Source organism: Amycolatopsis sp. cmx-11-51 (assembly GCF_047608665.1).
Classification (GTDB): Bacteria; Actinomycetota; Actinomycetes; order Mycobacteriales; family Pseudonocardiaceae; genus Amycolatopsis.
In genome coordinates this window covers 1-20,213 of record NZ_JADNQO010000026.1, presented here as the reverse complement: position 1 = coordinate 20,213, position 20,213 = coordinate 1, and the positions used below count along the sequence as shown (strand labels likewise).

The window sequence follows — 20,213 nt, the reverse complement described above, 5'->3', positions numbered from 1 at the left end:
CCCACTCTTCCGGTTATGGAACGCTAGGGGCGGGGAAGCAACATGATCACGTTCTCCGCGTCGCGTTCGACAGCGGCGCGGCTGTAGTGCAACGGGAAGGTGCTTCCGGTCCGCCAGCGTTCCAGCAGGTCGCGGTAGTGCGGGCCGGTGGTGTCGCCGGACTGACCGGGCGCGCTGATCGCCTTGGAGTCGTCCCAGCGCCCGACATCGAGTGCCATTTTGAACGACGCCCCGACCCCCTGGTCGTAACTGGAGGGGTCGTACTTCGAAACGTCTACTGTGTACCCCGAGCCGCCGCGCTCCACCGGGCCGACGTGTCGTCCGGTGGAGCTCAGGAAAGAGGTGTGCTGCAAGGCGCCCCAGCGCCACTTACCCGGATCCTCCCCGAGTTTCGCGCGCACTTCGGCGTAGGCGGCACCGAGTGTGGTCAGCAGCAGCCGGTCCCTGGCTGCCGCCCCGCCGGATCCGAACCACCGGTCGGGATGTTCGAGCGCGTCGAGCATCAGACCGGTGTTCCCGCCGGGGAGCGCGGCGAGTGTCGCCGCTTCCTCGTTCAGGAAGACGCGGAGGAACGCCGGGACGAGGTGGTTGGTGAACCAGGGCTCGTAGAGCGCGGTGTGCGCCGAGTCGACGTGTGCGACGCCGTCGTACCCGCGGAGCAGGTTCAGCGCCCTCTCGATGTCAGGATCGGGGCTCCGCAGTCCGGCCAGCAACGGCACCAGACGGCGTGCCGGCAGCGACACCTGGTCGTTCTGCAGCCGGACCGAGTCGTCGACGGAATGCCGACGGCTTGCGGAGAGCACGTCGTCGATGCGCTGCTTGCGATACGGGGGTTCCCATTCGTAACCCACCTGGAACGGATGGCCAGCCGGGACGTTGTAGTCATTGGCGGAAGTGATGAATCCGTTCTTCGGATTGTAGGAGTGGGGCAGTGTGGCGCCGTCGTGAAAGCCGGTCCACTCGTGGCGGCCGTCCCCGGGGACCGGGAACAGGCCGTCGTAGCCGGAACGCTTCGGCGCCAGGCCGGCCGCGACCCAGCCGATGTTCCCACCGGTGTCGGCGTAGAGAAGATTTTCCGACGGCCCGCCCCACAGCCGCGCGGCGGCGGAGAAGTCACCGAAGTTCCGTGCTCGCAGGAAGCGCATGGAGCCGAAGTACGGTGCCGTCCCGGGTTCCGTCCAGGCCGTGCGCAGCGCGTACGCCACGTGGCTCGCCGCGTCGACCCGCAGGACGGGACCGTGCCGGGAGAACTGCATTGCGATCCGCTGCGGCGGCCCGTCCTTGACGGGCACCTCCTCGGTGACCGTCCGGAAGGATTCCCACCCGTCGCGGTAGCGGTACCGGCCGGGGTCGTCCGGGTCGAGCCGGTAGACGTACAGATCTTCCTGGTCGATGCCGAACACGGTCAGCCCGAACGCGACCTTTTCGTTGTGCCCGAGGGAAACCCCGGGCAGGAACGGCTCGCCCGCCCCGATGACGTCGAGACCCGGCGCCGACAGGTGGCTGATGTACCGCAGTGGCGGCGCGGTGAGCGCCCGGTGCGGGTCATTGGCCAGTACCGGGCGCCCGCTCGCGGTTCTTCCCGGCGACACCACCCAGCTGTTGCTGCCCTCCGCCATGCCGGAGGTGTAGGACGGAAGCCCGCCGAAGGCCGACTGCTCGGCCGGGGCGACGGGCTCCAGCACGTCCGCTGGTATGGAACACGGATCGATCCCGTCCGGCACGGCCGGAGTGTGGGCGGGCTGGAGCGCGTGGGAGAACTTGTCTGCCTCGATGCCGCCCGCGCAGACCAGCCGGGAACGGAGCACCTCCGATGCCGCGTTCATCGACAGCCCGTGCTTGCGGACGCGCACCACGTCCTCCGGCTGCCATCTGGCCGGTTTGAAGCCGAACTCCGAGAACTCGGGCGGCAGGCTTTCCGGGTGCCTCTCGATCCAGTCCAGCCGGGCGTTGATGCCTTCGGTGAACCGGATCGCCGCTTGTTTCGCCTCGGGTCCGTACGCCGCCCATTCGCGGTCCATGTCTCCGCGGTAGAGGAGCAGCCGGGCCGCGCGATCCTGTTTGACGAACGACGGACCGAGAATCTCCGAGAGCAGGCCGAGACCGCTTCGCCGCCATATGTCCATCTGGAACAGCCGATCGCGCGCGGCGTTGAACCCCTGTGCGAGGAAGAGGTCATCGATGTTCCGCGCGTAGATGTGGGGCACGCCCGAGTGGTCCACGACCATCCGCACCGGACGGCTCAGCCCGGGGACCTGATAGGTCTCCGTCCGCGGTCCGGCCATCACGGCAGGGGGAGTCAGACCGGACAGCAGCACGGAGACGACCAGTATCGTGCCCGCCTTCCGGCCGCGACGCGTCATCGGCCCGGATCCGGTTCACACCAGGACATGCCGTCGGGCGTGGCGACGAGCCCGCCGTCGAAGACCGGGGTGACCTCGCCCGCCTCGTCGCCGAGCTGTGCCCTGGTCTGCACCTGCGATCCTTCCTGCATCGCCTGGCGCACCACCGACGACCGGAACAACGGCGCCATGTTCTCCTCGTGGGCTTCGACCAGCGTGTCGATGGCGTCGGCGAACTCCGCCGAACGCTGCTTGAGCCGCAGGACGCCCGACTCGGCGTCGGACAGGTCGAATTCGGTGCTGGACATCCCCGCCACGAGCTCGACGAACGACTCGAGGTCGGTGTTGCTGCTGTTGGTCACCTTCTTCGCCGACCAGAAGTACGAGCCCTCGTCGATGTGCATGTCGTAGAACGAGGTCAGGAACTCGTAGAAGACGCCGTACTCGCGGCGGTACCGCGCCTCGAACTCGTCGAAGGCCCGCTGCTCGTCGACGCTCCCGTCCAGGACACTGTTGATCGAGCGGGCCGCCAGCAGCGCGCTGTAGGTGGCCAGGTGGACCCCGGAGGAGAAGACCGGGTCCACGAAGCAGGCCGCGTCGCCGACGAGGACCATGCCCGGCCGCCAGAAAGTCGTGTGGTGGTAGGAGTAGTCCTTGCGTACCCGCAGCTGCCCGTACTGGCCGGTCGTGACCCTGGTCGCGTCGGCGAGGAATTCGCCGATCATCGGGCACTCGGCGATGAGGGAGTTCATCGCCGCCTCGGGGTCGCCCTGGATCTTCGCCGCGTCTTCCCTGCGGACGACCGCGCCGACACTGGTCAGTGTGTCGCTGAGCGGGATGTACCAGAACCACCCGTGGTTGAACGCGACGCACAGGATGTTGCTGGAGTTCGGCGACGGCAGGCGCTTACCGTTCTCGAAGTACCCGAACAGGGCCAGGCTGCGGAAGAAGTCGGAGTACTTCCGTGTACCCCCGACCCGTTTGTGGATGCGGCTGGTGTTGCCGGAGGCGTCCACGACGTATCGGGCCGACATCTCGTGCGTGGTGCCGTCCGGATCGGTGTAGCGCAATCCGCGCACCCGACCGTCTTCGCCTTCCACGACGTCGGTCACCGCGTGGTTCTGGCGGACGTCGACACCCTTGCGGACGGAATTGTCGAGCAGGATCTTGTCGAATTTGCTCCGCTCGACCTGATAGGCGAACGAGGTCGGCCCCGCGACCTTGGGTGAGACGGAGAAGGCGAAGTTCCACGGTGTGGGGTTGGCACCCCACCGGAAGGTGCCACCGCGCTTGCGGGGGAAACCCGCCTCGGCGATTTCGCCGTCGACACCGAGCAGATGGCAGATGCCGTGGATGGTGGACGGCAGCAGCGATTCGCCGATCTGATATCGGGGGAACGTCTCCTTCTCGAGAAGCAGGACGCGGTGGCCCCGCATGGCCACCAGCGACGCCAGCGTCGAGCCCGCGGGGCCACCGCCGACGACCGCTACGTCGAATTCCTCGTGTCGTGCCGTACTCATTCGACCTCCTGGAACGCGTTGCCGGTATCTCTCGTATTTCCTGGTCGCTCTCGGTTCAAGGGTTCCACAAGAATTGCTGGTGACCCACCTTGGACAGTTCTCTCGAACGGACACCGCGAACTGTTTCGCAGCACAAAAAATGCGCCGCCGGTAACAATCACCGACGACGCATTTCCCGGTATGTCAGCTCACCCGGCGTCGTATTCGGACGAGGCTGAGCGCGACGAGAACTCCGCTGAGCACGAGGTAGACCACGGTCTCCAGCACCTGGAACGTCCAATAGCGACTGGCGGGCTGATAGCTGACGTCGACGTGGAGGTCGTGCTTGGCGAGGCACACCGCGGCGTCGCCGAACGTGCCGGTCGCCCCGGTTTTGGGCGGGGTGTTGATGCAGGTACCGAACTTGGCGCTGTCGATGGTCTTGCCGTCCGCGGTGCGCAACGGGCTCGTTTCGGCGATCCAGGCGTTGGGCGCGTTCGGGATCCGCACTCCGCCGATGACCGAGCCGCCGGTGATGCTGCCCAGGTTCTGCGCCTCGTTGATGACCTCGGCGGTCATCGGCAGCGTGGCGTGCTCGGCGGGCACGAGGTTGGGCCGCACCATGTTGGCGAAGAAGAACTGGAAGACGATGAATCCGACGAGGGTCAGCGCCATGGCGGGCAGTGTCCGCCGCAGCAGGAGCCCGGCGATGGTGCCCAAAGTGAACGCCAGCGCGGCGTAACCGATGGGGGCGATGTAGCGCGCGCCGAAGACGAAGGTGCTGAACTGGTTCTTGACGACCTCGTCGAACGGCGCCGCCGCCCAGGTGAGCGCCGCGCCCGCCACTCCGGTGAGGACCATGGCGCCGATGCCCACGATCAGGACCTTGGTGAGCAGCCAGCGCGGACGGGTGACGCTTTGGTTCCACGCCAGCGTATGGGTGTTCCCCTCGAGCTCCCTGGCGATCATCGGCGCGCCCCAGAACGTCCCGATGACGGCGGGGACCAGGGCCAGACCGGCCGCGAGGAACAACAACGTGTTCTCGTAGGCGGCGCGGAACTGGGCCGTCGCCTGCGCGCAGTCGCCTTGGCTCCGGCAGCTGGCCTGGAAGACGTCGTAGCCCTCGCGGACGTCCGTGCCCAGGTACACCAGATAAGCGACGATCACGGCCAGTGCGACGGCGCCTGCCAGCGCCTGGACCCGGAACTGCCGCCAGCTCAGCCACATCATCGCTGGGTCTCCCATGCTTCGGTCTGGCCGTCCACGCCGATGTCCATCCCCATGCCCGCGGCCCTGCCCATGTACGCGAGGACGAGCTCTTCGAGCGAGACCTGTTCGGGCGGGTAGGGCAGCGGCCCCGCCGCGGTACCGATGCGGACGACCACGTGGCTGTAATGGCCGTGGTGTTCCATCCGGATGACCTCGACACCAGGGGGCAGCCGGTCCAGCCCGCCGCGCGGCGCGATCAGCCGGGCGTGGCAGGCCAGCAGGTCGCGGACGTCACCCGCGACCTGCACCCGCGAATCGCACAGCACGATGAGGTAGTCGCAGACCTGCTCGATGTCGTCGAGCAGGTGCGAGGACAGCACCGCGCTGGCGCCGAGCTCGACAACGAAGTCCATCAGGTTACGGAGGAAACCCTTGCGGGCCAGAGGATCCAATGCCGCGGCGGGTTCGTCGAAGATCAGCAGTTCGGGTCGTTTCGCGGCCGCGATGGTCAGCGCGAGCTGCGCGCGCTGACCACCGGACAGGTGCCCCGCCTTCTGCGTCGGGTTCAGCCCGACCTGCCGGATGCGACGCTCGGCCAGTGCCGGATCCCATCCCGGGTTCATCTTCGCGCCGAGTGTCAGGTGCTCGGCCACGCTGAACGACCCGTACACCGGGGTGTTCTGCGCGACGAACCCCACCCTCGCCAGGTGTGCCGCGTTCGCCGCCGGACGAGATCCCAGCACGGTCAACGAGCCCTCTGACGGCTCGATCAGCCCGCAGGCCAGGTGCAGCAGGGTCGACTTGCCCGCTCCGTTCGGGCCGACCAGGCCGATGACCCGGCCGGCGGGGACGGTGAGGTTCACGTCGGCGAGTGCCTGCTTGCCGCGGCGGCCGTACTTCTTGGCCAGGTCCGTTGCATGGAACACCGGAGGGGAGTCTGCGAGTGGCATGCTCTCATCCTCGGATTCCCCTGTTCTTCCCGGCATCAGCCCAAAGCATGGTTTCCGCTTTCGACGGTCGCACTTTTGACTGGTTCTTCGCTGAAGTCCCGCTGCTGGGAGAACTGCGTCCGGTAGAGTTCGGCGTAGAGTCCACCATTCGCGAGCAGCTCCTGGTGGGTGCCACGCTCCTGGATCCGCCCCTGGTCGATCACCAGGATCTGGTCGGCGTCGTGGATGGTGGACAACCGGTGCGCGATGACGAGTGAGGTGCGTCCGGCGAGCGCGGTCTTCAATGCCCGCTGGATGGCCGCCTCGGACTCCGAGTCCAGATGCGCGGTAGCCTCGTCCAGCACCACGATCGGCGGCGACTTGAGCAGCAGCCTGGCCAAGGCCAACCGCTGCTTTTCGCCGCCGGACAAGCGGTAGCCGCGATCGCCGACGACCGTGTCCAGCCCGTCGGGCAGCTGGGAGATGGTCGACCAGATCCGCGCGGCCTCGCACGCCTCGACGACCTCGGCCTCGGTGGCTTCCGGCCGCGCGTAGAGCAGGTTGGCGCGGATCGTGTCGTGGAACATGTGCGCGTCCTGCGTGACCACGCCGACAGAGTCCTGCAGCGAGTCCAGGGTCAGGTCCTTGACGTCGTGGCCACCGATCCGCACCGTTCCGGAGGTGGCGTCGTAAAGCCTCGGCACCAGGTGGGTGATCGTGGTCTTGCCGGCGCCGGAGGGCCCGACGAGCGCGGTGAGCCGCCCCGCCGGGGCGTGGAAGCTCACCTCGTTCAGCACCAGCGCGTTCTCACCCTGGTCCGACACGCGCGCCGGCACCGCTTCGAGGGAGGCCAGAGAGACCTCGTCGGCGCCGGGGTAGCGGAAAGCGACCTGGTCGAACTCGACGTGCGGCGCGGTGCCGTTCCCCGCTTCCGGGGCGGGCAGGGGCCGGGCGTCCGGCCGCTCGGTGATGAGCGGTTCGAGGTCCAGCACCTCGAAGACGCGGTCGAAGCTGACCAGCGCGGTGATGATGTCCATCTGGATGGTCGTCAGCTGGTTGATGGGGTTGTAGAGCATCAGCAGCAGGCCGACCAACGCCACGAGCGTGCCGAGCTGCAGGGTGCCGTCGATGACGAACCAGCCGCCGAAGCCGTAGACCATGGCCGTCGTGATGGTGGTGAGCAGGGTGACCAGGATGAACAGCAGCCGTGCGTGCACCGCCATCGAGATGGCGATGTCGCGGACCTTCCCCGCTTTGCGGGAGAAGTCCGCGGTCTCCTCGCGTCGGCGGCCGTAGAGCTTGACCAGCATCGCGCCTGCCACGTTGAACCGTTCGGTCATCGTCGAGCCCAGTTCGGCGTCGGTCTGCATGCCGGTGCGCGCCAGCCGTTCCAGCCGCGTGGCGATGATCTTCCCCGGCAGGAAGAAGATCGGGATCAACACCAGCGCCACGAGGGTGATCGACCACGACAGGTAGAACATCGTGCCGAGCACCAGCACCAGGGTCAGCACCGTGGACAGCGCCTGCGACAGCAGCGTCGAGATCCCTTGCTCCGCGCCGACGACGTCGGTGTTGAGCCTGCTGACCAGCGACCCGGTCCGCGTGCGGGTGAAGAAGGCCACGGGCTGCCGTTGCACGTGCGAGAACACCTTGGTGCGCAGGTCGAAGATGAGGCCCTGGCCGACCCGGCCGGAGAACCAGGTCTGCGCGTAGATCGCGACGACGTTCACCACGGCGAGCCCGACGACGATCAGGCTCAGCGTCAGCACGACGGACATGTTCCCGGGGGTGATGCCGTCGTCGATGATCCCCTTCAGGAACAGTGGGGTCGACACCATGATGACCGCGTCGATCACGGTCGCCACCATCACGACGAGCAGTGACCAGCGATAGCGCAGGGCATAGGGGATGATGCGCTTCACCGTGCCGGGTTTGATCGGCTGTGGCTCGACTAGGCCTTCGACGCGCAGCCCGATCGTGCCGAGGCTCGGGTCGTCTCCGATGGTCACGAAAGTTCTCCTCAGTTGTTGTCGAAAAACTCGGTGATCGCCGCGTTGACCGCGTCCGGGCGTTCGAGACAGCCGAGATGCCCGCAACCGGGGATCTCGACGAGGTCGCAGCGGGGGATCGCCTCGGCGACCTCCGCGCCGAGGTGCGGCGGGGTGATGAGGTCGTCGGTGAAGGTCACGACCCGGCAGGGGGCCGCCACGCGGCACAGGGCCACGCGCCGGTCGCCGACCAGGTCGGCCCAGGTCTGTCCGGTGGCGACGGTCCCTGTCCCGGACATCTCGAAGACGTCGAGCCAGCTCGCCACCGCGTTGTCGTCGTCCAATGTGGATGGTGAGAACATCTTGAAGACCGTTGTGGCGGCCTCATACGCGGCGGGGAGCCGTACGCCGCTTTCCGCCAGCGCGATCTCGGCTTCGGTCTGAGCCAGCCTGGCGGCGTCCGCGCGGGCCCTGGTGGCGATCAATACCGCGGACCGCACGAGTTCCGGATGGTCGATCGCCAGTTCCTGGGCGATCATCGCGCCCAGTGACATGCCGACGATCCGGCACGGCGCGAGGTCCAGCCCCTCGATCAGTCCTCGGGTGTCGGCGACGAGATCCGCGAGCGAATACTTGCCGTCGGGTGCGTCGGAAGGCGGAATGCCACGGTTGTCGAACACGACCGTGGCGTAGCCCGCGGCGTGCAGCGCGGGTGTTTGGTTCACTGTCCAGAAGTGGCCCGCGGAGCCGGATCCCGCGATCAGCAGAACCGGTTCGCCGCCCGTCGAACGTTCGTACGCGAGACGGATCCCATTCGCGGTGACGAAGTCCGTGGCGTGCCGGTAAGCGGCACCACCCATGTCATTTCCCTCCAGCCTGATCGCCGGATGGCGTGCGATGCCGCGTCCGTCCCGATTCAGGAGCGGCGTCACTATGGCATGGGTCGGGGTGGGGGTACAGGCCGTCGCGGACAGCCGTGATTGACAGTGGTACCAACGCGTCCAACTGCGGGGGCGTCGTCAGTTGGGCGTCTACGCCCGCCTCGGCGATCGGTTGATGCGCCGTGTTTCCGTAGGCCATATTGAGCCGCCTTGAGCCGAGGAGGCCTGTCGTGTCCGACGCCGATCTGACCGCTATCCGCCTGACTGCCGAGAAAATCCAGTCCTGGCTCGTCGAGCGCGTGGCGCATTACGCCATGATTCCCGCCGAGGAGATCGAATCCAATGTCCCGCTGTCGGATTACGGACTGGATTCGGTGTACGCCTTCGCGTTGTGCGGGGACATCGAGGACACGCTCGGCATTCTCGTCGAGCCCATCCTGCTCTGGGACGTCGACACCGTCGCCGCGCTCACCACCCACCTCACCGAGCTGGCGACTACATGAGTGGTCTGGACCTCTCGCTGACCTCAAGCCAGCTCGGTGTCTGGTACTCCCAGCAACTCGCGCCGGAGAACCCGGCCTACAACATCGCCGAGTACCTGGAGATCCACGGCGACGTGGACGTCGCCCTGCTCGTCGTGGCACTGCGCCGGGCCTTGCGGGAGGCCGAGACGTACCGGCTCCGGTTCCGGCTCGAGAACGGGACACCCCGGCAGTACGTCGACGCCTCGATGGAGCATCCGGTCCACGTCGCCGATCTCGGTGCCTCCGCGGATCCACGCGTGGCCGCCGAAAAGTGGATGGCGGCTGATCTGGACCGGTCGGTAGATCTCTTGGCAGGCCCGCCTTCCGCTCATGCCGTGTTCCGGCTCGGGCCCGCTCTGGTCCTCTGGTACCAGCGCGTGCACCACGTCGTCCTCGACGGGGCGAGCCTTTCGACGTTCGCGGCCCGCGTCGCGGACGTCTACACGGCACTCGCCGCCGGGCTGGAACCCGAGAACGGCATGCTGAAGCCGCTTTCGGTACTGCTCGACGCGGACCACGCCTACCGGGATTCCGCCGATTCCCAGCGGGACCGGCGGTTCTGGCTCGACGCGCTGTCGGACCTGCCGGAACCCAGTGGGACGGACCGGACCCGGTCCCTGCCGGGGCGGCCGATCCTGCGAGGCGACGAGATCGACGCGGACGAAGCCGCCGAGTTGAAAGTGGCGGCACGAAGATTGCGCACGAGCTTCGCCGGACTGGCGCTTTCCGCCGCGGCTTTGTACCGGCAGCGCACGGCCGGGGAACGCGACGTCGTCCTCGGGCTGCCGGTCAGCGGGCGGACCACCGAACGGGAGCTCGGGATCCCCGGGATGACCTCCAACGTGGTGCCGCTCCGGCTGGCGATCCCGCGAGGCGGCACCGTCGGCGCGTTCGTGCGGCAGACTTCGCGCGCGGTGTTCGACTGCCTGCGCCACCAGCGCTACCCGTACGGGCAGATCCTCGCCGATCGCGGACTCGTCGGCCGGGGCTCACTGCGTTCCCTGAGCGTCAACGTGATGTCCCTCGGCCGTCCGCTGCGCTTCGCGGACGCCGTCGCCACGCGGTGCGGCCTGTCGAGCGGGCCTGTCGAGGATCTGGCCATCGATGTCTTCGATCGCTCGGCGGGCGGCGGCGTCCAGTTGCTCGTCGAGCTGAATCCCGCGCTGCACGACCCGGCGTCGGGAGCGGAGATCGTCCGGAGGTTCCGCCGGGTACTGAACCGCCTGGCGGCCGCGTCGCCCACCGAGCGCCTGGACCGGATCGACGTCCTCGACGACGACGAGCGGCGACGTGTACTCGTGGACTGGAACCGCACCGACACCGAAGTCGACGGCGCGACCGCGCTTGACCGGTTCGAACAGCATGTCGCGCGGACCCCGGACGCGGTGGCGGTCGTCTGCGGCGAGGCGGAGCTCACCTACGGCGAGCTGGCCGATCGGGCGCGTCGGCTGGCCAGCTCGCTGCGTGAGCACGGCGTCGGCACCGAGTCGGTGGTCGCCGTGTGCCTACCGCGCGGGCCCGAGATGCTCACCGCGATCCTGGCGACCTGGCTGGCCGGAGCGGCGTACTTGCCGATCGACCCGGACCATCCCGCCGAGCGCGTGGAGTTCATGCGCGCCGACGGCGGTGCCACCGTGCTGATCGGGCCCGACGGGGTGTCCGGCCCGGTGGGGACACCGGCGTCCGCGCCTGCCGTGCTGCCCGGCCAGTTGGCGTATGTGATGTACACGTCCGGTTCGACGGGCGTGCCGAAAGGTGTCGCGGTCACCCACGCGGGGCTGGCGAACTACCTCGCGTGGGCGGTCGAGTTCTACCGGATCGGTGCGGGGGACCGGGTTCCGCTGCACTCGTCGCTCGCGTTCGACCTCACGGTGACGAGCGTGCTGGCGCCGCTGGTGTGCGGCGGCACGGTGGTGATCAGCCCCGAAGGCGGCCCTGAGGGGCTGGCCGACCTCGTGCGAGCCGGCGGGGACGACGAGTTCGGACTCGTGAAAGTGGTGCCAGGGCACCTGCCGCTGCTCGCGGAACTGCTGTCGCGGGACCAGCGGGCGTCGGCGGCCCGGCGGCTGGTGGTGGGCGGGGCCGCGCTGCCCGGTGCCGAGGTACGAGCCTGGCTGGCGGCCGCTCCCGGCACGGTCGTGATCAACGAGTACGGGCCGACCGAGACGGTGGTCGGCTGTTGCGTGTTCGAGATGACCGCGGGGCGTCCGGTGGGCAACGCGGTGCCGATCGGCACACCGATCGCGAAGACTCGCCTGTACGTGCTGGACGATGCGCTGGGCCTGGCCCCACCAGGAGTGGTGGGCGAACTGTACGTGGCCGGAGCCGGGCTGGCGCGGGGTTACGCGGGCCGTCCCGGGCTGACCGCGGAACGGTTCGTGGCGTGTCCGTTCGGGGACGCCACCGCGGCGGGACGCATGTACCGGACGGGAGATCTGGCGCGGTGGACCACCGGCGGGGTGCTGGAGTTCCTCGGCCGGACCGACGAGCAGGTCAAGATCCGCGGATACCGCGTCGAGCCCGGCGAGATCGAGGCGGCGCTGGCCCGGCACCCGGCGGTCGCGCGGGCGGTCGTGGTGGCCACCGACGAGCCAGGCGATCGCGCGCGGTTGGTGGCCTACGTGGTGCCCGGGGCCGGGGCGGAAGTGGACGTGCTGGAGCTGCGCCGATTCGCCGCGCGGGTGCTGCCGGACCACATGGTGCCCTCGGTGGTGCAGGTGCTCGCGGCTATTCCGTTGTCTCCCAGCGGAAAGGTGGACCGGAAGGCCTTGCCCGCGCCAGAGGTCGTGATCTCGGACCGGGCGCCTCGCACCCCGCGGGAAGCGATTCTGTGCCGCCTGTTCGCCGAGGTGCTCGGGCTGGCGCGAGTGGGTGTCGACGAGGACTTCTTCGCACTGGGCGGGCATTCGCTGGCCGTCACCCGGTTGATCGGCCGCATCCGGGCCACACTCGGCCTTGAAGTGCCGATGCGGACCGTGTTCCGGGCACCCACGGTGGCGGATCTGGCCGCCGGGCTCGACAGCGGCGCCACCGCCCGCCCCGCGCTGCGGGCGGTGCCGCGCCAGGACCCCGTGCCACTGTCCTCGGCACAGCGCCGGTTGTGGTTCCTGCACCGGATGCAGGGCGGGTCGGCGACTTACAATGCTCCGCTGGGCCTGCGGATCACCGGTGCGCTGGAGCATGCGGCGCTCGAGGCGGCGCTGGCCGACGTGGTGGCCAGGCACGAAGTGCTGCGGACCGTTTTCCCGGAAGTGGACGGGACGGCCTGCCAGCGGATCCTCGATCCGGACGAGGCCCGGCCGCGGTTGGTGGTGCACGAGGGCGGGCGTCCCGAGCAGTGGGCGCGGGCCGCGGGCCACGTCTTCGATCTGGCCACGGATCCGCCGCTGTGGGCCGAACTGTTCGCGGTGGGGCCGGACGATCATCTGCTGGTACTGGTCGTTCACCACATCGCGGGGGACGCCTGGTCGATGAAGCCGCTGGCACGTGACCTCGCCGCCGCGTACGCCGCGCGGAGCCAGGGCAGGGCGCCCCGGTTGCCGGAGCCGCCGGTGCAGTACGCGGACTACACGGTGTGGCAGCACGCGCTCCTGGGTCAGGAAGACGATCCGGAGAGCCTGCTCGGCCGCCAGCTGAGCTACTGGCGGGATCGGCTGGCCGGGCTGCCTGCCCGGCTGCGGCTGCCCACCGACCGGCCCCGACCGGCCGTGGCGACCGGCCGTGGCGACCTGCTGTCGTTCCGGCTGACGCCATCCCTGCACCGGGATCTGGTGGAACTCGCCAGGGAACGCGGAGCAACCCTGTTCATGGTGGTGCACGCGGCGCTGGCCGCGTTGCTGGCCAGGCTCGGCGCGGGGGACGACATCCCGCTGGGGGCACCGATCGCCGGCCGCCACGACGCCGTCCTGGACGACTTGGTCGGCTGCTTCGTCAACACGCTGGTGCTGCGGACCGACGTCTCCGGCAACCCGACCTTCCACGACCTGCTCCTGCGGGTCAGGGAAACCGATCTGGCCGCCTACGAGAACCAGGACGTCCCGTTCGAACACCTGGTGGAGGTGCTCAATCCGGACCGCTCCCCAGCACACCACCCCCTCTTCCAGGTCAGCCTGACCCTGCAGGACGCGGCGTTCGCGACCTTCGAGTTGCCCGGCCTCGAAACCCGGCCGGAACCGATCGGCACCGGTACGGCCCGGTTCGACCTGATGGTCGGCCTGACCGATCGCTATGGGGAGGACGGCGCTCCTTCCGGTGTCGAAGGGACAGTGGAGTACGCCACCGATCTCTTCGACACCGCAACGGTTCGGACGTTGCTGGATCGGCTGACGCGGCTACTGGAGCAGGTGGCCGAGGACCCCCGCCGTCGAGTGGGTGATCTCGACCTGCTGGCTCCCGGCGAACGACGTTGGCTGCTGGACGAGGTCCACGACGAAGCCGTGGAAGCATCTGACGAGACCTTGGTGACCTTGTTCGAGCGGCAGGTAGCGGCTTCCCCGGAGGCCGTCGCAGTGACCTTCGCTGGTGCCCAGCTGACGTATGCGGGACTGAACGCTCGGGCGAATCGTCTGGCCCGTCGCTTGGTGGGCGAAGGTGTCGGCCCGGAGTCGGTCGTGGGTGTGGTGGCGCGACGGTCGGCCGAGTCGGTGGTGTCGTTGCTGGGTGTGCTCAAGGCGGGTGGCGCGTATTTGCCGGTGGATCCGGATTCTCCGGTGGAGCGGGCCGGTTTCGTGCTGGCGGACGCGGACGTGGTGTGTGTGGTGGCGACGTCGGATTGTGTGTCCGTGGTACCAGAGGGTTTTCCGGTTGTGGTGGCGGACGAACCAGGGCAGGACGTGGTGTCTGAGGTCGCCCCGGTTGTTCGGTTGCTTTCTGCTCATGCGGCGTATGTGATTTACACGTCGGGTTCGACGGGGTTGCCGAAGGGGGTGGTGGTTCCGCATCGGAATGTGGTGGCGTTGTTCGCGGCTGCTGGTGGGTTGTTTGATTTTGGTGCGGATGATGTGTGGTCGTGGTTTCATTCGTTCGCGTTCGATTTCTCGGTGTGGGAGTTGTGGGGCGCGTTGTTGTATGGCGGCCGGGTTGTGGTGGTGCCGTTCGAGGTGTCGCGTTCGCCGCGGGAGTTTGTGGATTTGCTGGAGCGGGAGCGGGTTACGGTGTTGAGTCAGACGCCGTCGGCGTTCTATCAGTTGATGGCAGCTCAGTCGGGGGCGGGGCTGGCGTGTGTGCGGGCGGTGGTGTTCGGTGGGGAGGCGTTGGAGCCCGCGCGGTTGAGCGAGTGGTGGGAGCGGTTTGGTGATTCCGGTCCTCGGTTGGTGAATATGTATGGGATTACTGAGACGACGGTGCATGTCACCCATTGCGATCTCGCACCGAATACCGAGGGGGGTGTGATCGGTCGGGGTCTTGCGGGTTTGTCGGTGTATGTGCTGGATGAATGGTTGCGGCCTGTTCCGGTGGGTGTGGTGGGTGAGTTGTATGTGGCTGGTCCGCAGTTGGCGCGTGGTTATGTGAATCGTGCGGGTTTGACCGGTGAGCGTTTTGTGGCGTGTCCCTTCGGGTCCCCGGGTGTCCGGATGTATCGGACGGGGGACCGGGGCCGCTGGAACGCCGACGGCCTGCTGGTGTTCGCGGGCCGCGTGGACGACCAGGTCCAGATCCGCGGCCACCGGGTCGAACCGGGGGAGGTCCGCGCCGTGCTGGCCGGGCACCCGGCGGTCGCCCAGGCCGTCGTGACGGCGCGGGAGGACGTGCCGGGCGACCTGCGACTGGTCGCCTACATCCTGCCCACCCAGGAAGCCAAGGACACCGACACCGCCGGCGAGATCACCGCGAAGGTCCGCGCCCACGCCGCCGCGCGGCTCCCCGGCTACCTGTGCCCGTCGGCCGTCACGGTGCTCGACGCCTTGCCGAGCACGCCCAACGGCAAGCTCGACGTCGCCGCGCTGCCCGCACCGGACTACGCGTCGGCTCGCCGGACGAGCCGGGGTCCCGCCAACGAACGCGAAGCGGCCCTGTGCGCGGCGTTCGCCGAGACCCTCGCCGTGCCCGAGGTCGGCGTGGAGGACGACTTCTTCCTGCTCGGCGGCCATTCGCTGCTCGCCACCAGGCTCGTCGCCCGGATCCGCGCGTCGACGGGGGCGGAACTGCCGATCGAAGAACTGTTCGCGACTCCCACCCCGGCCGGGCTCGCCGCCTGGCTCGCCGAGCACGGCGACCGGACCGAACATGTCAGGCCCGCGCTGCGACGGATGCGTTAAAGAAAGAGGAGCCGATGATTCCCGCGTCGTTCGCACAACAGCGATTGTGGTTGCAGTGGCGGATCGAAGGGGCAGGCGCCACGTACAACAGCCCGAGCATCCTGCGGCTGACCGGGCCGCTGGACCAGGTGGCCCTGGCCGCCGCGCTGCGTGACGTGATCATTCGCCACGAGGCGCTGCGCACGGTCTTCCCCGAGGTGGACGGCGAGCCGCGTCAGCGGATCGTGGAGCCCGGTGAGCTGGCCTGGGATCTTCCGGTGGTGCGGGTGAGGGGGACCGAGGATCCGGCGTCGCGCCGACAGCTTGCGGCCCTGCGAGACTTGAAGTGGGACCGGCCGGCGGAACTGCCCTCGGTCGAGGCGGCCGTCGAGCCGCCCGGTGAGGAGATCGACGCGAGCGCTCTGCCGGGCGCGGTGGCACGGGTGGCGGCGTACCCGTTCGACTTGTCCGCCGAGATTCCGGTGCGCGCCTGGTTGTTCGCGCTGGCACCGGAATCGCATGTGCTCGTGGTGGTCATCCACCACATCGCCACCGACGGCTGGTCGGCGGGCCCGTTCGCGCGGGACGTCGCCGCCGCGTACGCCGCGCATGGCGCGGGTCGCGAACCGGACTGGCCGGACCTGCCCGTGCAGTACGCCGACTACACGTTGTGGCAGCGGGAGTTGCTCGGCGAGAAGGACGACCCGGACAGTTTGCTGTCGCGGCAGGTCGGCTACTGGCGCGACGCGTTGGCCGGCGTCCCCGAAGAGCTGAACCTCCCGGCGGATCGCCCGCGGCCGGTGGAACCTTCCCATCGCGGGCACGCGATCGGGGTCGGCGTTCCGGCGGCGGTGCACGGCAGGCTGGTCACTTTGGCTCGCCGGCGTCGCGCCACACTGCCGATGCTGCTCCAGGCGGGGCTGGCGGTGACGTTGTCCCGGCTCGGCGCGGGGTACGACATCCCCATCGGCACTCCGACCGCGGGGCGATCCGACGAAGGCCTGCACGACCTGGTCGGGTTCTTCGTCAACACGTTGGTGGTCCGAGCCGATCTGTCCGGGAACCCGACGTTCGGTGAGGCGATCGACCGCGTGCGTGCCACCGCGGTGCGCGCTTTCGCTCACCAGGACGTGCCGTTCGAGCGACTCGTCGAGGAACTCGCTCCCGTCCGCGCGCTCGCCCGTCACCCCCTGTTCCAGGTCGTCCTGGCGCCCCTGGACGACGGTGCCGCCCCCGAATTCCCCGGTGTGCGCGCCGAGGCGCTCTCGATCGGCCGGACGACGGCCAAGTTCGATCTGGAAGCGACGCTGGGTGAGGTCTTCGACGAAGCGGGCGCCCCGGCGGGGATCCGGGGTGTGCTCACGGGATCGGCCGACCTGTTCGACACGCATACGGTGGCCCGGATCGCGGGCTACCTGGTGCGGGTGCTGACGGCCATGTCCGCGAACCCTGACCTGCCGGTCGGCTCGGTGGAACTCCCGGAAGCGGCCGAACTCACCCAGCTGGTGGAGGAGTGGAACGCGACAGCGGTGTCCACTTCGGATATCTCGGTGCCGGAGGCGTTCGCTGAACGGGTGAAGGTGGCTCCGGCCGGGATCGCGGTGGTGTGGGACGGCGGTGAGCTCACCTACGGGGAACTGGACGCGCGCTCGGACCGCCTCGCGCGGACACTGGTGGCCGCCGGGGCCGGGCCGGAATTGGCGGTCGCGGTGCTGATGGAGCGTTCCAGCGAGCTGGTGGTGGCACTGCTGGCGATCCTGAAGACCGGCGCCGCTTTCGTCCCGGTGGACGTGAGCTGGCCGGAAACGCGGATGCGTGCCGTGCTCGAGGACGCGGGCGCCGCGGTGCTGGTGGTGCACGAGGCGACGGCTCGGCACGATCTCGGGCTCACGGTGATCCAGTCCGATGGCGAGACGGACTCTGTGGCCGAACTGCCTGGTGCGATGTCGCCCGATGGTGCCGCGTATGTGATGTACACGTCGGGTTCGACTGGTGTGCCGAAGGGTGTGGTGGCGACTCACCGGGATGTGGTCGGCTTGGCGGAGGACCGGTGCTGGGGTGTGACGTCGCGGGTGTTGTTTCATGCGCCGTACGCGTTCGACGCGTCGTCGTACGAGTTGTGGGTGCCGTTGTTGTCGGGCGGGACCGTCGTGGTGGCACCGGTGGAACGGATGGACGCCGCTGTGCTGCGCCGGTTGATCGCGGAGTACGCGTTGTCGCATGTGCATGTGACGGCGGGTTTGTTCCGGGTGCTGGCGGACCGGGATCCGAAGTGTTTCGCCGATGTGCGTGAGGTGCTGACGGGTGGGGATGTGGTTCCGGCCGAGTCCGTGCGGCGGGTGCTGGAGTCGAATCCCGGTGTGGTGGTGCGGCAGCTGTACGGTCCGACCGAGGTGACGTTGTGCGCCACCCAGCATGAAGTCGGTGCTGACGGTGAGGTCGGCGATGTGCTGCCGATCGGGCGACCGATGGACAACATGCGCGTCTACGTGCTCGATGAAGGGTTGCGCCCGGTTCCGGTCGGGGTGGCCGGTGAACTTTACGTCGCCGGTGCGGGCGTCGCGCGCGGCTACCTGAATCGTCCTTTGTGGACAGCGGAGCGTTTTGTGGCTTGCCCGTTCGGTTCGGGCGAGCGGATGTACCGGACGGGCGATCTGGTCCGGTGGTCTTCGGACGGTCGTCTGGTGTTCGGCGGTCGCGCGGACGAGCAGGTGAAGATTCGCGGATTCCGGGTCGAACTCGGTGAGGTCGAGGCGGCGCTCGCCGGGCATCCGGCGGTCGCGCAGGCCACGGTCGTCGTCCAGGAGGACACGTCCGGTGGGAAGCGGCTGATCGGCTACCTGGTACCCGAGATACGTGGCACCGCCGTCACCGAAGCGGTGCGCGAGTACGTGGCCGAGCGCCTGCCCGCTTATCTGGTGCCCTCGGCGCTGGTGGAGCTGGACGTCCTGCCGCTGACGGTGAACGGCAAGGTGGATCGCGCGGCACTCCCCGCTCCCGAGTACGCGGCGGGTGACGGCCGCGCCCCCGCCGGCCCGCGCGAGGAGCTGTTGTGCCAGGCGTTCGCCGAGGTGCTGGAACTCCCCGCCGTCGGCGTCGACGACGACTTCTTCGCACTCGGCGGCCATTCGCTGCTGGCGGTTTCGCTGGTGGAATGGCTGCGGCAGCGCGGGGTGTCGGTGTCGGTGCGGGCGTTGTTCGTGACGCCGACCCCGGCTCTGCTGGCGGCCGTCGCGGGACCGGAGCCGGTGACGGTACCGCCCAACCTGATCCCGCCGCACACCAGCGAGATCACGCCCGAAATGCTGCCACTGGTCGACCTGACCGAAGACGAGATCGCCCGGATCGTGGCGACCGTCCCTGGTGGCGCGGCGAACGTGCAGGACGTCTATCCGCTGGCGCCGTTGCAGGAGGGGCTCCTCTTCCACCACCTGATGGCCGATCGGGACGGTGACGATGTCTACGCGATGCCGTTCACACTGCGGCTCGACACCCGGGACCGGGTGACCGCGTTGCTCGACGCGTTGCAGCGGGTCATCGACCGGCACGACGTGTACCGCACGGCGATCGTCTGGGAGGGCCTGCCGGGGCCGGTCCAGGTGGTGTGGAGGCACGCCGAATTGCCGGTCACCGAAGGACCCCTTGACGCCGACGGATGGATGGAGCTGGGCAGGGCGCCGCTGTTGAGCGTCCGCGTCGCGCCGGAACCCGAGGGCACGGCCTGGCTGGCCTTGGTACGCATGCATCACCTGATCCAGGACCACGCCGCGCTGGAAGTGGTACTGGACGAGATCAAGGCGTTCATGGAGGGGCGGGCTGACGCGTTACCAGCGCCCGTGCCGTTCCGCGAGTTCGTGACACAGGCTCGGCTGGGCATGTCCGGCGAGGACCACGAACGCCATTTCGCCGGACTGCTGGGTGACGTGACCGAGACTTGCGCCCCCTACGGGCTCCTGGACGTGCACGGCGACGGCGCCGGGATCACGCAGGGCAGGCTGGCGGTGGACGACCGGCTGGCCGAGCGGCTGCGGGAGGTGGCGCGGTCACGCGGGGTGAGTCCCGCGACGGTCTTCCACGTCGCTTGGTCGCGGGTGCTGGCGGCCGTGTCCGAGCGTCCCGACGTCGTGTTCGGCACAGTGCTGCTCGGGCGGGCGAACTTGGGCGCGGACCGCGTTCCCGGCTTGTTCATGAACACCCTGCCGGTCCGGGTCAGGACCGCGGAGCAGACCGTCGGCGACGCGTTGATCGGGATGCGTGACCAGCTCGCTGACCTGATGGTGCACGAGCACGCGCCGTTGACCCTGGCGCAGGCGGCCAGCGGGCTGTCCGGTGGCGGGCCCCTGTTCACCTCGATCGTCAACTATCGGCACCTCCAGCGAGACGTCGAGCAGTCGGGCACCGGCCTCGAAGGCGTCGAAGCGCTGTTGGCGAGAGACCCGACGAACTACCCGCTCGACATCTCCGTGAACCAGAGCCCCACCGGTTTCGACTTGGTCGTGGAGGCCGTGGCGCCAGTGGATCCGGTGCAGGTGTGCGAGCTGCTGCACACCTGTGTCGAGAATCTTGTCACCGCCCTTGTGGACGCCCCGGATCGCAGGCTCGCGA

The 20,213-nt window shown here is 68.7% G+C and carries 9 protein-coding genes; 3 read left to right on the top strand and 6 right to left on the bottom strand.

Features of this window, described 5'->3' with window-relative positions; translation table 11 throughout:
• Positions 1 to 23: 23 nt before the first annotated feature.
• The 6 genes from ACM6LU_RS37505 to ACM6LU_RS37480 all read right to left on the bottom strand — a co-directional run bounded on the left by ACM6LU_RS37505 (position 24) and on the right by ACM6LU_RS37480 (position 8,827).
• On the bottom strand, positions 24 to 2,363 hold the full coding sequence (locus ACM6LU_RS37505; protein WP_414942617.1) for a penicillin acylase family protein: 2,340 nt from the start codon (positions 2,361 to 2,363) through the stop codon (positions 24 to 26).
• A complete protein-coding gene (locus ACM6LU_RS37500; RefSeq protein WP_414942616.1) occupies positions 2,360 to 3,862 on the bottom strand; it encodes a tryptophan 7-halogenase in 1,503 nt (500 codons plus the stop codon). Before ACM6LU_RS37500 ends, ACM6LU_RS37505 begins: the two co-directional genes overlap by 4 nt.
• A gap of 183 nt (positions 3,863 to 4,045) precedes the next feature.
• Positions 4,046 to 5,086 carry an ABC transporter permease subunit gene (locus ACM6LU_RS37495; protein ID WP_414942615.1) on the bottom strand — a complete coding sequence of 347 codons (1,041 nt, stop codon included), beginning with the start codon at positions 5,084 to 5,086 and terminating at the stop codon, positions 4,046 to 4,048.
• On the bottom strand, positions 5,068 to 6,000 hold the full coding sequence (locus ACM6LU_RS37490) for an ABC transporter ATP-binding protein (protein WP_414942614.1): 933 nt from the start codon (positions 5,998 to 6,000) through the stop codon (positions 5,068 to 5,070). The genes ACM6LU_RS37495 and ACM6LU_RS37490 overlap by 19 nt, the downstream gene beginning before the upstream one ends.
• A 35-nt stretch (positions 6,001 to 6,035) precedes the next feature.
• Complete coding sequence (locus ACM6LU_RS37485; protein WP_414942613.1) at positions 6,036 to 7,988, bottom strand: ABC transporter ATP-binding protein; 1,953 nt, start codon at positions 7,986 to 7,988, stop codon at positions 6,036 to 6,038.
• An 11-nt stretch (positions 7,989 to 7,999) separates the two neighbouring features.
• Positions 8,000 to 8,827 (bottom strand): alpha/beta fold hydrolase, encoded by an 828-nt coding sequence (locus tag ACM6LU_RS37480; RefSeq protein WP_414942612.1) that lies wholly within the window; start codon positions 8,825 to 8,827, stop codon positions 8,000 to 8,002.
• Positions 8,828 to 9,078: 251 nt separating this feature from the next.
• On the opposite strand from ACM6LU_RS37480, the gene ACM6LU_RS37475 reads away from it, so the two are divergent.
• The 3 genes from ACM6LU_RS37475 to ACM6LU_RS37465 form a co-directional block, all read left to right on the top strand.
• Positions 9,079 to 9,351 carry an acyl carrier protein gene (locus ACM6LU_RS37475; RefSeq protein WP_414942611.1) on the top strand — a complete coding sequence of 91 codons (273 nt, stop codon included), beginning with the start codon at positions 9,079 to 9,081 and terminating at the stop codon, positions 9,349 to 9,351.
• Entirely contained in the window at positions 9,348 to 15,629 is a 6,282-nt protein-coding gene (locus ACM6LU_RS37470; protein WP_414942610.1) for an amino acid adenylation domain-containing protein, read from the top strand. Before ACM6LU_RS37475 ends, ACM6LU_RS37470 begins: the two co-directional genes overlap by 4 nt.
• A 14-nt stretch (positions 15,630 to 15,643) precedes the next feature.
• The coding region (locus ACM6LU_RS37465) for a non-ribosomal peptide synthetase (protein WP_414942609.1) at positions 15,644 to 20,213 on the top strand (4,570 nt) is incomplete at its 3' end.

Coding starts and splice junctions, on each gene's coding strand:
- ACM6LU_RS37480 (WP_414942612.1), bottom strand. CDS start 8,827: ATGGGTGGTGCCGCTTACCGGCACGCCACGGACTTCGTCACCGCGAAT.
- ACM6LU_RS37490 (WP_414942614.1), bottom strand. CDS start 6,000: ATGCCACTCGCAGACTCCCCTCCGGTGTTCCATGCAACGGACCTGGCC.
- ACM6LU_RS37500 (WP_414942616.1), bottom strand. CDS start 3,862: ATGAGTACGGCACGACACGAGGAATTCGACGTAGCGGTCGTCGGCGGT.
- ACM6LU_RS37505 (WP_414942617.1), bottom strand. CDS start 2,363: ATGACGCGTCGCGGCCGGAAGGCGGGCACGATACTGGTCGTCTCCGTG.
- ACM6LU_RS37495 (WP_414942615.1), bottom strand. CDS start 5,086: ATGGGAGACCCAGCGATGATGTGGCTGAGCTGGCGGCAGTTCCGGGTC.
- ACM6LU_RS37470 (WP_414942610.1), top strand. CDS start 9,348: ATGAGTGGTCTGGACCTCTCGCTGACCTCAAGCCAGCTCGGTGTCTGG.